The sequence below is a fragment of the Bacillus sp. DNRA2 genome (genome assembly GCF_012843265.1).
Classification (GTDB): Bacteria; Bacillota; Bacilli; order Bacillales; family Cytobacillaceae; genus Bacillus_BU.
Window position 1 is genome coordinate 77,321 of record NZ_JABAIT010000006.1, and the last position, 12,878, is coordinate 90,198.

General features: G+C 43.6%; 13 protein-coding genes. All 13 read left to right on the forward strand.

Going from position 1 to position 12,878, the window contains the following annotated elements; translation table 11 throughout:
* The first annotated feature begins 143 nt into the window (after window positions 1-143).
* The 13 genes from atpD (at window position 144) to nuoN (ending at window position 12,872) form a co-directional block, all read left to right on the forward strand.
* On the forward strand, window positions 144-1,565 hold the full coding sequence (atpD, locus tag HHO41_RS07250) for a F0F1 ATP synthase subunit beta (RefSeq protein ID WP_169096994.1): 1,422 nt from the start codon (window positions 144-146) through the stop codon (window positions 1,563-1,565).
* A gap of 22 nt (window positions 1,566-1,587) precedes the next feature.
* On the forward strand, window positions 1,588-1,995 hold the full coding sequence (locus HHO41_RS07255) for a F0F1 ATP synthase subunit epsilon (protein ID WP_169096996.1): 408 nt from the start codon (window positions 1,588-1,590) through the stop codon (window positions 1,993-1,995).
* A 412-nt stretch (window positions 1,996-2,407) separates the two neighbouring features.
* Window positions 2,408-2,782, forward strand: coding sequence for an NADH-quinone oxidoreductase subunit A (locus HHO41_RS07260; protein WP_169096997.1), 375 nt, complete (start codon window positions 2,408-2,410; stop codon window positions 2,780-2,782).
* Window positions 2,773-3,285: a NuoB/complex I 20 kDa subunit family protein gene (locus HHO41_RS07265; RefSeq protein ID WP_147534969.1), complete on the forward strand. Its 513-nt coding sequence runs from the start codon at window positions 2,773-2,775 to the stop codon at window positions 3,283-3,285. The genes HHO41_RS07260 and HHO41_RS07265 overlap by 10 nt, the downstream gene beginning before the upstream one ends.
* Window positions 3,286-3,288: 3 nt before the next feature.
* Complete coding sequence (locus tag HHO41_RS07270) at window positions 3,289-4,476, forward strand: NADH-quinone oxidoreductase subunit C (RefSeq protein WP_169096999.1); 1,188 nt, start codon at window positions 3,289-3,291, stop codon at window positions 4,474-4,476.
* Between the two features lie 3 nt (window positions 4,477-4,479).
* Entirely contained in the window at window positions 4,480-5,580 is a 1,101-nt protein-coding gene (locus tag HHO41_RS07275) for an NADH-quinone oxidoreductase subunit D (protein WP_169097001.1), read from the forward strand.
* The gene (gene nuoH / locus HHO41_RS07280) at window positions 5,580-6,587 is read left to right on the forward strand and encodes an NADH-quinone oxidoreductase subunit NuoH (protein ID WP_169097003.1); all 1,008 of its coding nucleotides are present in this window, start codon (window positions 5,580-5,582) and stop codon (window positions 6,585-6,587) included. Before HHO41_RS07275 ends, nuoH begins: the two co-directional genes overlap by 1 nt.
* Window positions 6,588-6,661: 74 nt before the next feature.
* Window positions 6,662-7,081 carry an NADH-quinone oxidoreductase subunit NuoI gene (gene nuoI / locus HHO41_RS07285; RefSeq protein ID WP_169097005.1) on the forward strand — a complete coding sequence of 140 codons (420 nt, stop codon included), beginning with the start codon at window positions 6,662-6,664 and terminating at the stop codon, window positions 7,079-7,081.
* Window positions 7,078-7,590, forward strand: a complete 513-nt coding sequence (locus HHO41_RS07290; protein WP_169097007.1) for an NADH-quinone oxidoreductase subunit J — start codon at window positions 7,078-7,080, stop codon at window positions 7,588-7,590. The genes nuoI and HHO41_RS07290 overlap by 4 nt, the downstream gene beginning before the upstream one ends.
* Window positions 7,590-7,904 (forward strand): NADH-quinone oxidoreductase subunit NuoK, encoded by a 315-nt coding sequence (gene nuoK, locus HHO41_RS07295; protein ID WP_169097009.1) that lies wholly within the window; start codon window positions 7,590-7,592, stop codon window positions 7,902-7,904. Before HHO41_RS07290 ends, nuoK begins: the two co-directional genes overlap by 1 nt.
* A 57-nt stretch (window positions 7,905-7,961) precedes the next feature.
* The gene (nuoL, locus tag HHO41_RS07300) at window positions 7,962-9,827 is read left to right on the forward strand and encodes an NADH-quinone oxidoreductase subunit L (protein WP_169097011.1); all 1,866 of its coding nucleotides are present in this window, start codon (window positions 7,962-7,964) and stop codon (window positions 9,825-9,827) included.
* Window positions 9,828-11,342, forward strand: coding sequence for an NADH-quinone oxidoreductase subunit M (locus tag HHO41_RS07305; protein ID WP_169097013.1), 1,515 nt, complete (start codon window positions 9,828-9,830; stop codon window positions 11,340-11,342).
* A 6-nt stretch (window positions 11,343-11,348) separates the two neighbouring features.
* A complete protein-coding gene (gene nuoN, locus HHO41_RS07310; RefSeq protein WP_169097015.1) occupies window positions 11,349-12,872 on the forward strand; it encodes an NADH-quinone oxidoreductase subunit NuoN in 1,524 nt (507 codons plus the stop codon).
* The last annotated feature ends 6 nt before the right edge of the window (window positions 12,873-12,878 follow it).

A 12,878-nucleotide genomic window follows, 5' to 3' on the forward strand; every position in this document is an offset into this window, starting at 1 on the left:
CTATTCTTTCGTTATTGTTTTTTTTTGAAAAAAATAAACAAGTAAACGTTCATTAGAAAAAGGGGTAGTTGACCCCTTATCCAATAAAAGGCATGAGTCCAAATGGCTCATTTAGTTGTAAGAGTATGTTAGGAGGGAAAACGATGAACAAAGGACGCGTTCTTCAAATTATGGGTCCGGTTGTTGACGTAAAGTTCGAAAGTGGTCAACTTCCTGAACTATATAATGCGTTGACAATCAACACTCAAGCGCGTGACGAATCTGAAGTTAGTATTAACTTAACCCTTGAAGTTGCCCTTCACTTAGGTGACGATACAGTTCGTACGATCGCTATGTCTTCTACTGACGGTTTAACTCGTAATGTAGAAGTAACTGATACTGGAGCTCCAATCTCTGTACCAGTAGGTAACGTAACACTTGGTCGTGTATTTAACGTACTAGGTGAAAATATTGACTTAGCTGATGCTATTCCTGCAGATGCTCGTCGCGATTCAATTCACAGAGAAGCTCCTTCTTTTGAACAGCTTTCTACTGAAGTTGAAATCCTTGAAACTGGTATTAAAGTAGTAGACTTACTTGCTCCTTATATCAAAGGTGGTAAAATCGGTCTATTCGGTGGTGCCGGTGTAGGTAAAACCGTATTAATCCAGGAATTAATCAATAACATCGCCCAAGAGCACAGCGGTATCTCAGTATTCGCTGGTGTAGGTGAGCGTACTCGTGAAGGGAACGACCTTTACCACGAGATGACTGACTCAGGCGTTATCAAGCAAACTGCAATGGTATTCGGACAAATGAACGAGCCACCAGGTGCACGTATGCGTGTTGCCTTAACTGGTTTGACAATGGCTGAATATTTCCGTGATGAGCAAGGCCAAGACGTGTTGTTCTTCATGGATAACATCTTCCGTTTCACTCAAGCAGGTTCTGAGGTTTCTGCGTTATTAGGCCGTATGCCTTCTGCCGTAGGTTACCAACCAACACTTGCTACTGAAATGGGTAAATTACAAGAACGTATCACTTCTACTAACGTAGGATCTGTTACTTCAATCCAAGCGATTTACGTACCAGCCGATGACTACACTGACCCGGCTCCGGCTACTACATTCGCTCACTTAGATGCAACAACTAACCTTGAGCGTAAGCTTTCTGAAATGGGTATCTACCCTGCGGTGGATCCATTAGCGTCAACTTCACGTGCATTATCACCAGAAATCGTTGGTGAAGAGCACTATGAAGTAGCTCGTAAGGTACAACAAATTCTTCAAAAATATAGAGAGTTACAAGATATTATCGCTATCCTAGGTATGGATGAATTATCAGATGATGATAAATTAGTCGTACTACGTGCGCGTCGTATCCAAAACTTCCTATCTCAAAACTTCCACGTGGCTGAACAGTTCACTGGACAAGCAGGTTCTTATGTACCTGTTAAAGAAACTGTTAAAGGTTTCAAAGAAATTCTTGAAGGTAAATATGACCACCTTCCAGAAGATGCATTCCGTCTCGTAGGCCGCATTGAAGATGTGCTTGAGAACGCGAAAAAAATGGGTGTACAGGTCTAATTTCGGTCCAGGAGGGTAAAAAATGAAGACGATCAAAGTCAATGTTGTTACTCCTGATGGCCCGGTGTACGATAAAGATGTTGAAATGGTAAGTTCAAAAGCGCAAACAGGCGAACTTGGTATCTTACCAGGACATATTCCGATGGTTGCACCGTTAGAGATTGCAGCCCTTCGCTTAAAAGTTGAGGGAAAAACAGAATTCGTGGCCGTTAATGGTGGATTCCTAGAAGTGCGCCCAGACCAAGTAACTGTTCTAGCGCAAACTGCGGAAAAAGCTGAAGACATCGATGTCGAACGTGCCCTTCGTGCAAAAGAACGTGCTGAGCAACGCCTTCGTGAACAAAAACAAGAAGATCTTGATTTTAAACGTGCCGAGCTTGCACTTAAACGTGCCATCAACCGTATCACTGTTGCACAACATAAGATATAGAACCAAACACTCTCTGAGCGCTCGCTCAGGGGGTGTTTTTTTTGGATGTTGAGTGGTGCTTGCGCGATTATGTACACGTTCTTCACTGCTTTTAAAAAATAATCTTCATTCCTGAGTTGGCCAAGCTTCCACGCTTATAAAACCAACAATATTCGAATAATAATTAAACAGTTAAAAATAAGGTATATAGTAGTAAATGGCGAATCGACAGCACTTTGTCGAATTATGTATATTTACACGTTGGAAATACACATAAAATAAGGCTTTCTCGACATAATTATCTATATTTTGTCAAGAAATTCACTTTGGTAAAAATAGTAACGGTTTGTCGACACAAAATTGTAACAGTGATATAATGTTATCGGTTACAAAAAGAAATTATGAAAATTTTATGACATAGGGAGGTATGGGCATGGATTTACTCAACTTGTATCAGAATAATTATCTGATTGTCTTTGTGTTTCTATGTCTGGGAGTATTGCTGCCAGTAGTTGCCTTAACGCTTGGTAGGTTACTTCGACCATTTAAACCAAGTGCTGAGAAATATACCACTTACGAAAGCGGTCTTGACCCATTCCATGATGCTAGGGTCCAGTTTAATGTCCGCTATTATATTTTTGCACTTATGTTTGTTGTTTTTGATGTGGAGACTGTGTTCTTGTATCCATGGGCTGTTGCCTACGAAAAGCTTGGAATCTTTGCACTCATTGAAATGATGATTTTTGTCATCATGCTATTAATTGGACTCATCTATGCTTGGAAAAAGAAGGTGCTCAAATGGATTTAAGTTTAAAGGACATCTCACCTCAAGAAATGGAAGAAATCAAACGGACTGTTTTTTTTACAACATTAGAACAGGTCAAAGCTTGGGCTACCAGTAACTCATTATGGCCCATGACATTTGGCCTTGCTTGCTGTGCCATCGAAATGATGGGCACTGGTTCTGCAGCCTATGACTTGGACCGTTTCGGAACCATTTTCCGGGCATCACCACGTCAGTCAGACTGTATGATCGTTTCTGGGACTGTAACGAAGAAAATGGCGCCAATCCTTCGCCGACTTTACGACCAAATCCCGGAACCAAAATGGGTAATCGCAATGGGATCCTGTGCCACAGCCGGTGGACCGTATGTGCGTTCTTACTCTGTCGTAAAGGGTGTTGATCAAATCGTCCCAGTGGATGTCTATATTCCAGGATGCCCGCCAAATCCGGCGGCATTAATTTATGGAATTAACAAACTAAAGGAAAAGATCCGCTACGAGGCGAAAACCGGGAAGAAGGTGTTGTAATCGATGAGCGGGGATAAAGATATCGAACAAATAAAGAAAGAAGCTGCCGCAGCAGCAAAAGCGAAAGCCGCAGCCGCTGCGAAAGCGAAGGCTGCCGCGCTAGCTAAGCAAAAAGCTGCCGAACAAGCAGGTGAAGCCGAAGCACAAGTAGAAGCACCAGCCCAGCCTGAAGCCCAAGCAGCAGCAGGAGCACCAGCCGATGCAGATGCTAAGGCCAAAGCCGCAGCAGCAGCGAAAGCCAAAGCCGCAGCAGCAGCGAAAGCGAAAGCCGCAGCAGCAGCAAAAGCGAAGGCCGCAGCAGCCGCGAAAGCCAAAGCTGCCGCAGCAGCAAAAGGCGATAGCACGACCACAGCTGCAACTGACGACGAGAAGGCCAAAGCGATTGCTGCCGCAAAAGCGAAGGCCGCAGCGGCCGCGAAAGCCAAAGCTGCCGCAGCAGCAAAAGGCGATAGCACGACCACAGCTGCAACCGACGACGAGAAAGCCAAAGCGATTGCTGCCGCAAAAGCGAAGGCCGCAGCCGCAGCCAAAGCCAAAGCTGCCGCAGCAGCAAAAGGCGATAGCACGACCACAGCTGCAACTGACGACGAGAAAGCCAAAGCGATTGCTGCCGCAAAAGCGAAGGCCAAAGCCGCAGCAGCAGCGAAAGCAAAAGCTGCCGGAGCAGGAGCTGCAGCTCAAGAAGCAGCAGCTCCAGTTGAAGAACAACCGTCACCAAACCAAGAATATCTTGATAAATACGTTCGGGTGATTGAAGAACACCTCGGTAACGAAGTTCTAGAAGATTCTTATATTAATAAGCTCTCAAAAGACGTACCAACATTGGTAGCAAAACGCGATACTTATTATAAAGTAGCTCAGTTTTTGAAATACAATGAACAGCTTGGATTTGATTACTTATCAGAGCTGCACGGTACGGATTTTGAAACCCATATGGAAGTGTACGTTCACCTTTACTCCTACAAAAATCGTCAATCTGTTGCTTTAAAAGTAAAAATTGACCGTGACGAGCCACAAATCGAATCACTGCAACCGCTTTGGGCAGGAGCCGATTGGCCTGAGTGTGAAGCATACGACCTCTTGGGGATGAAATTTACGGGTCATCCAAACCTCCATCGTATTTTCCTTGGCGAGGATTGGGTCGGATACCCACTCCGCAAAGATTATGAACAGTATGATGTGGAGGTATAAACAATGATACGTACAGAAGAAATGATGCTAAATATCGGACCACAGCATCCGAGTACCCACGGGGTATTTCGTTTAGTTGTAAAAATTGACGGAGAGATGATCACAGAAGCCATTCCCGTTATAGGTTACCTGCACCGTGGTACCGAAAAATTAGCTGAAAATCTACAATATACACAAATTATTCCTTATACAGACCGCTTGGATTATCTATCATCCATGACCAACAATTACGTGCTTGTCCATGCTGTCGAAACGATGATGGGATTAGAGATTCCTGAGCGTGCCGAGTACTTGCGTGTCATCGTGATGGAGATGGGGCGCATCGCGAGCCACCTTGTATGGTGGGGAACTTTCCTATTAGACTTAGGGGCAACAAGTCCGTTCCTGTATGCATTCCGTGAGCGCGAAATGATCATTAATATGCTTGCTGAGCTTTCCGGTGCCCGTCTAACCTTTAACTACATGCGGGTTGGCGGTGTTAAGTGGGATGCTCCAGATGGCTGGATTGAAAAATTACGCGAATTCATTCCATACATGCGTCAGGAATTAAAGGGCTACCATTCCTTAGTGTCAGGAAATGAGATCTTCTTAAATCGTGTTAAAGGTATTGGAAAATATACAAAAGAAGATGCCCTTAATTATTCATTAAGTGGGATCAATCTTCGCTCAACCGGAGTGAAGTGGGACCTTCGTAAGGATGAGCCATACTCAATCTATGACCGCTTCGAATTTGATGTTCCAGTTCGTGACGAGGGCGACTGCCTAGCACGCTATCATTTACGCTTAGAAGAAATTGAGGAATCACTTAAAATTCTTGAGCAGGCAGTGGAACAATTCCCTGCTGAAGGCGAAATTTTGGCGAAGGTGCCAAAAATCATCAAAGCACCAAAAGGAGAGGGCTTTGTTCGGATCGAATCACCTCGTGGCGAAATCGGTTGTTACATTGCCAGCGATGGTAAAAAAGAACCGTACCGTTTGAAATTCCGCAGACCATCATTTTACAATCTGCAAATTCTCCCTAAGCTATTAGTGGGCGAAAATATTTCAAACTTAATTGCCATCTTAGGTGCGATTGATATTGTCCTTGGGGAGGTGGACGGCTAATGATTGAGGATTTACTATATTCCAATCCCAGTTGGTTGAATTTCGGAATCTTTTTCTTACTTGCGACGATTTTACTATTAACGATTTTAGGCTTTGTTACCTATGCCATCCTTGCTGAACGTAAGGTCATGGGTTTCATCCAGCTTCGTAAAGGTCCAGACCAGCTCGGCGGAAAGTTTGGATTATTGCAAACGGTCGCCGATGTATTAAAGCTATTATTAAAAGAAGATACAATTCCGAAGCTTGCTGATAAGCCATTGTTCATCGTGGCTCCAATTCTGGCATTTGCGCCATCATTTATGGTTATCGCTGCGATTCCGTTCACTGACAAGTTTCAGTTTGCTGATATTGGCATCGGTTTACTATACTATGTTGCCGTTTCAGGTATCACCATCGTGGGGATTTTAACAGGAGCTTGGGCTTCCAATAATAAATACTCATTACTAGGTGGTATGCGGGCTGCAGCGCAAATGATTTCCTACGAGATTCCACTTGTTATGTCCGTATTAGGGATTATTTTATTAACAGGAAGCTTAAACTTAAATGATATCGTTGCAGCACAACAGGATGGCTGGTATATTTTACTACAGCCGGTTGCGTTCATCGTGTTCATCATCGCCGCTGTTGCCGAACTGAACCGGGTACCGTTCGACTTACCTGAAGCTGAAAACGAACTTGTTGCCGGATACTTTACTGAGTACTCAGGGTTCCGCTGGGCGTTTTTCATGCTCACTGAATATGTTTACATGTTTGCAATGTCTGCATTGATTACTGCCATTTTCTTAGGTGGTTGGTTGCCGCTCCCATTCCTAGGGTTCATCCCTGGTGCCGTATGGTTCGCGCTCAAATTCACTGGAGTAGTTTTCTTCCTATTATGGATTCGCAGTACCTTCCCACGTGTTCGCGCCGACCAATTAATGGAGTTTGGTTGGAAGGTATTACTGCCAGTCGCACTAGCAAACATCTTCTTAACTGCTTTATTTAAAGAACTTATTAATCTTTTATAAAAATAAAGATTGGATACGGCTCGCACTAGAGCTCGTGTCCACTAGAGCACGACAATAAAAAAGGGGTGAATTACATGCTTGGATTAGCGAAAGGCTTGAAGTATACCCTTAAGAACCTGACGCGGGATAAGTTAACTTATGACTATCCAAACGAGCCACTACCGCTTCCGGATCGTTTCAGAGGCATCCAAAAATTCTATCCGGAAAAATGTATCGTATGTAATCAATGTGCCACGATTTGCCCAACTGACTGTATTCAATTAACAGGCAAAAAGCATCCGGACCCAACCAAAAAGGGAAAAATCATTGACACATACGACATTAACTTTGAAATCTGTATCCTCTGCGACCTATGCACAGAGGTTTGCCCAACCGAGGCGATTGTCATGACCAACAATTTTGAGCTTGCCACATACAGTCGTGATGAATTATTCAAAAACCTCGAATGGCTTGATGAAAATGATGAGAATGTTCGGCAGGTGAATAAACCATGACGGGTGAATTAATCGCATTTATGGGCCTCGCTCTCGTCGCCATTATCGGCGGGGTCCTTCTCTTGAACCTCCGTGGTGTCGTTCAAGCAGTGTTAGCACTCGTGCTAACCTTTATCAGTATCGCCGGGATTTACGTTTTACTATCAGCGGAATTTGTCGCTGGGGTGCAAATCCTGATCTACTCTGGAGCCATTACAATTATCATGATGTTTGGGATTATGCTTACGCGCCATGATGATGTGGAAGAACCGAAGACAGGCCGCTTGCGCAAATTCCTCGTCTTCCTAGGTATAGTTGGCTTTGCAGCTGCTGTTTACTTCGGTATTTACAATCTTGAGCTTCCGGCGGGCCAAGCTGCGCTTCATGAAAAAAATACAGCGCAAATCGGGGAAGCCCTTTATACAAGATTTATTATTCCGTTTGAAGTAACCTCTGTTGTGCTTTTAGTAGCGTTAATCGGGGCGATTGTCCTAGCGAAAAAAGACAACGAGAAGGAGGCGGAAAAATAATGAGCTCAGTACCAATTTCAGTATTTTTAACACTTGCACTTATTCTGTTCTCAATCGGTCTTTACGGTGCTCTGACAAAAAGAAACATGGTCATCGTGCTCATTTCGATTGAGCTTATGCTCAATGCCGTCAACATCAACTTGGTTACCTTTAGCAAATATGGTGTCATCCCATCAATCGACGGACAGGTTTTCGCGCTATTCACGATGGCGGTCGCTGCAGCTGAAGCAGCACTTGGACTAGCAATTCTGATTGCACTCCACCGCAACCGAAAAACTGTCAACGTTGACGAAATGGACATTATGAAGCATTAAAACAGACGCAGGGGCTATTAAGTCCTTTAACTGCGTTTAAAAAAGGGGAATGTGATATTGATGGAGAATGCATGGATCATACCGCTTTTCCCGCTTTTATCGTTTTTCATCCTGCTTCTTGTCGGTAAACGACTTAAAGAAGCGAGTGCCTATATCGGAATCCTATTAACATTGGCCACGTTTATTTACTCTTTAGTGGTGCTGTTTGAACGCTTTACAGCATCAACATTTAAGAGCGAGGCCACCTGGCTTTCGTTCGGGGATACCGTGATAACTGCGGGGTTTGAAGTGAATCAATTAAATGCATTAATGCTAGTAATCGTATCGCTTGTCAGTTTACTAGTACATACCTATTCTAAGGGCTATATGCACGGGGATGACCGAATTCCAGTCTTCTATGCGTACCTTGGCTTGTTTACGTTTGCGATGCTCGGCTTAGTTCTTTCACCGAACTTACTACAAACGTACATTTTCTGGGAGCTCGTCGGTGTAGGTTCTTTCCTATTAATCGGTTTTTATTTTTACAAAGAAGAAGCAAAAGCCGCTGCCAAAAAAGCTTTCATCATGACTCGAATTGGTGACGTTGGCTTACTGATCGGAATGATCCTGTTATTCTGGCAGGTCGGTAGCTTTGAATATGATGAAATCTTTAGAGCTGTAGAAGAAGGAGCCATTTCTTCCGGCTGGATTACTTTAACAGCAATCTTAATCTTTATCGGAGCGGTCGGTAAATCTGGTCAATTCCCGCTGCACACTTGGTTACCGGATGCGATGGAAGGTCCGACACCAGTATCAGCATTAATCCATGCTGCAACGATGGTTGCTGCCGGGGTATATTTAGTGGCGTCACTATTCCCGCTATTTAATGCGAGTGAAACAGCGATGCTAACGGTTGCGACAATCGGAGCGATTACCGCGATTTTTGCAGCCAGCATCGGTCTTGTACAAACGGATATTAAGCGAGTGCTCGCATACTCAACCGTGAGCCAACTCGGTTACATGATGCTCGCGCTTGGTTCTGCTGGCTATGTTGCCGGAGTATTCCATTTAATGACTCACGCTTTCTTTAAAGCATTGCTATTCTTAGCGGCAGGAAGCGTCATTCATGCTGTCCATACGCAAGATATCGAAAAAATGGGTGGATTATGGAAAAAATTAAAAATCACTGGTCCATTGTTCTTAATCGGAACATTAGCGATTAGCGGTGTACCATTATTCTCAGGATTCTTCAGTAAGGATGAAATCTTAATTGCTGCTTGGGAGTCAGGTAATGTCGTGCAATTCTGGTTAGCCGTTATCGCTGCTTTCTTTACTGCTTTTTATATGTTCCGCCTCTTCTTTATGGTGTTTGCAGGCCAAGCGCGCAGTGAGATGAAAAACGTTCACGAATCACCAGGCGTGATGACTTTGCCAATGATGGTTCTAGGTGTACTTGCTGTGGTGGCTGGTTATGTGAACACACCTTGGTTTGGAACTTTCCTTGGTAATTGGCTCACTGAAGGAAATGAAGCACTTGGCCATGGCCATATTGAAGGTCCGGCTTGGATTATGATTGTAGCGACAGTTGTATCGCTAGCAGGTATTTTCCTTGCTTACCTTATGTACGCGAAGAAGAGTTTGTCACGCGATTGGCTATCTGGCAGAATGCCGATAGTTTACAACATTCTTTACAATAAATATTATTTCGATGAGTTATATCAGCTAACAGTTGTTACAGCAACTAAATGGATCAGCCAGCTCTTCAAAATTATTGAAATCTTCCTAGTCGAAGGGATCATCAATTTAGTGCTTGGTACGGTTCAAACGCTTAGCAAAACTGGTTCAAAACTTCAAAACGGACAAATTCAAACGTACGGTACGGTTGCCTTTGTCGGTCTTGCTCTGTTAGTTGTCATCTTTGCTTTGACAGGGGGGTACTTATAAATGAATATGGACAATTTCTTATCCATCTTAGTTTTCTCCCCATTACTTGGTATTTTGGTTTTAGCTTTTGTTCCGAAAACGAAAGAGGACACGATTAAGCTGATCGGCTTTATCGCTACACTTCCAGCTGCAGTATTCTCGCTCGTAGCCTTCATTCAATATTTGAATGGAGCTAATCTGACGCTGTTAGCGGAAAAAGTCAAATGGGTACAATTCGGACGTTTCGATGAGAAATACCTATTTGCGGTTGACTATGAGCTTGGTGTCGATGAATTCTCACTTATTATGGTTGTGTTAACTTCCGTAGTTGCAATGCTTGCAGCGATTGCCTCCATTCATATTAAGAAGGAATGGAAGGGTTACTTCATGCTGTTTTTACTGCTAGAAGTAGGAATGCTTGGCGTGTTTACCGCCCAAAACTTGATTTTATTCTTTATTTTCTTCGAGGTAACCTTAGTGCCAATGTTCTTCCTCATTGGAAAATGGGGCTATTTTGACAAAGAAAAAGCAGCCTACAACTTCTTGATTTATAACGGTTTAGGCTCAGCGATATTATTAATTGTAATCATGATTTTGTTCGCTCGCACAGGAACATCAAATATCGAAGCATTGAAGTACTTCATGAACAATGATGGAGTCGAGCTGATTGCACCGATTTCCGATTCAGCGAAGTTCGGAATGCTGGTAGCGTTGCTGGTTGCGTTTGGCGTTAAGCTGCCAATCTTCCCGCTGCACACTTGGATGCTGAAGGTTCACGTTGAAGCGCCGCCTTCAATCGTTATGATTCACTCCGGTATTCTTTTGAAAATTGGGGCATTCGGTATCATTCGCTTCGGGATGGGAATTTTCCCTGAGCAATTTAAAGAGGTGGCAGTGGTCCTAGCCGTGCTTGGCGTTGTCAACCTTCTGTATGGTGCATTCTTGGCCTTCATTCAATCAGATTTCAAAATGGTGCTTGCATACTCATCAATTTCGCATATGGGTATTGTGTTAATCGGTTTAGCAGCACTTAATGAAGCCGGTATTCAAGGGGCAATTTTCCAAGTTGTCTCGCACGGATTAATTTCAGCATTATTGTTCTTCCTAGTTGGTGTGATGTATGAAAGAACGCATACAACAGTCATCACTAATTTAGGCGGACTTGCAAAAGGGATGCCGCTGACAGCAGGATTTTTACTAGCTGGAGCAATGGCATCGCTTGGCTTACCAGGTATGTCCGGATTCGTCAGCGAATTCATGGCCTTCATGGGCTTGTTTAAAGAAATGCCAGTTCTTGCAGCAGTCGGAACGCTCGGCATTATCATGACAGCAGTTTACTTACTGCGTGCCGTTCTCGGAATGACATTTGGAAAAGCAGAGCGAGATTTCGCAGGGCTTTCTGATTTGCGCGCAGTGGAGATGATTCCAGTCTTAACGTTAATGGGTCTAATCGTCTTAATCGGTGTTTATCCAACCATATTAAGCGAACCACTCTCGTCGACAATTGAAACAATCATGCAAGGAATAGGGGGGTGATGAAGGATGGATCTAGATACACTATTATCGTTTGAATGGAGAATCATGGCTCCTGAATTCATTATCCTGATTGTGGCAACCATCATGTCCTTACTTGATTTGTTCATGCCAAAATCGGTCGACCGCCGCTATCTTGGTTGGCTTGGTGTCGCTGGTATTTTACTAGCAATGGTTTCATTAGCTGGCTTATTCCAGCTTGATGTCACCTCGATTTTATATGATACGTTCCGTCTTGATTCATTTGCTAAGGCGTTTAAGCTGTTAATGCTTGGCGGTGCGGCATTAGTGTTAATTTTAGCAATCAGTGATGATACAAAAGAGGGACTAGAAGAGTATCGCGGTGAGTATTTCTACTTATTCCTAACGGCGCTGTTAGGTGCGATGATCATGTCGTCAAGCGGTGACATCATTACGATGTTCGTTGGTTTGGAATTGCTGTCGATTTCTTCTTATATCCTTGCTGGTATGAAAAAGAAAAACTTACATTCCAACGAATCAGCAATGAAATACGTTGTAAACGGAAGTATTGCAACGGCGATCACGATGTTTGGTTTGAGCTACGTGTATGGCTTAACTGGCTCAACCAATTTAATGCAGGTGGCAGGAGCAGTTCAGGCTGTCGCAGATACGCAAATAGTCTATTTGCTTGGACTAGCATTCTTCATCGTCTTCGTCGGCTTGTCGTTCAAGTTAGCAACAGCACCGTTCCATATGTGGGCTCCGGACGTTTACCAAGGGGCACCAACACCGGTAACCGCGTTCTTGAGTGTTGTTTCGAAAACTGCCGGCTTTGTGCTGATGGCTCGGATGTTCTTATTCATATTTATCCGCATCCCAACGAGTGGTGCAGGCTCTATGCCAATTTTCTATCAACTTCAAGATTACATTGCGTTTTTAGCTGGCGTAACGATGGTAATCGGAAACGTTGTCGCACTACGTCAACGCAATGTTAAACGATTGTTTGCTTACTCAAGTATTGCTCACGCTGGATATTTATTGGTATGCTTCGTGACCTTACAATTTATGTTTAATACATTATGGTACTATTTAGCAGCATATTTATTTATGAACTTAGCTTCATTTGCAATTATTGGTATCGTAACTCGTGGTCAAGATTCAGAAGACATTAAGCATTTTGCCGGTTTATACCGCCGTTCACCGCTCTTGGCTGTGGCGATGGGAATCTCGATTTTATCGTTGGCTGGTTTCCCTGGTACAGCAGGATTTATCGGAAAGCTCAACATTTTCATGGGCGCCTTGGTTGATGATCCCGCCCATTATGTATTGGCTTCGATTATGATTGCCGCAACGGTCGTATCGTATGTGTACTACTTCGGCATCATGACGCAAATGTTCTTCCGTCCGGCTGAAGGCGGAGTACATGCTCCGAAGCTTAAAATTCCGGTAGGCGTAGCCGTTGTGATCGTTATCTGTGTGATTGGAACATTGGTGTTAGGGGTAGCGCCAGACACAGCTTATGAATTCATTGATACTCAGTTCAAAAATTTTGCTGATTTCTTTCAGCAATAATTATCA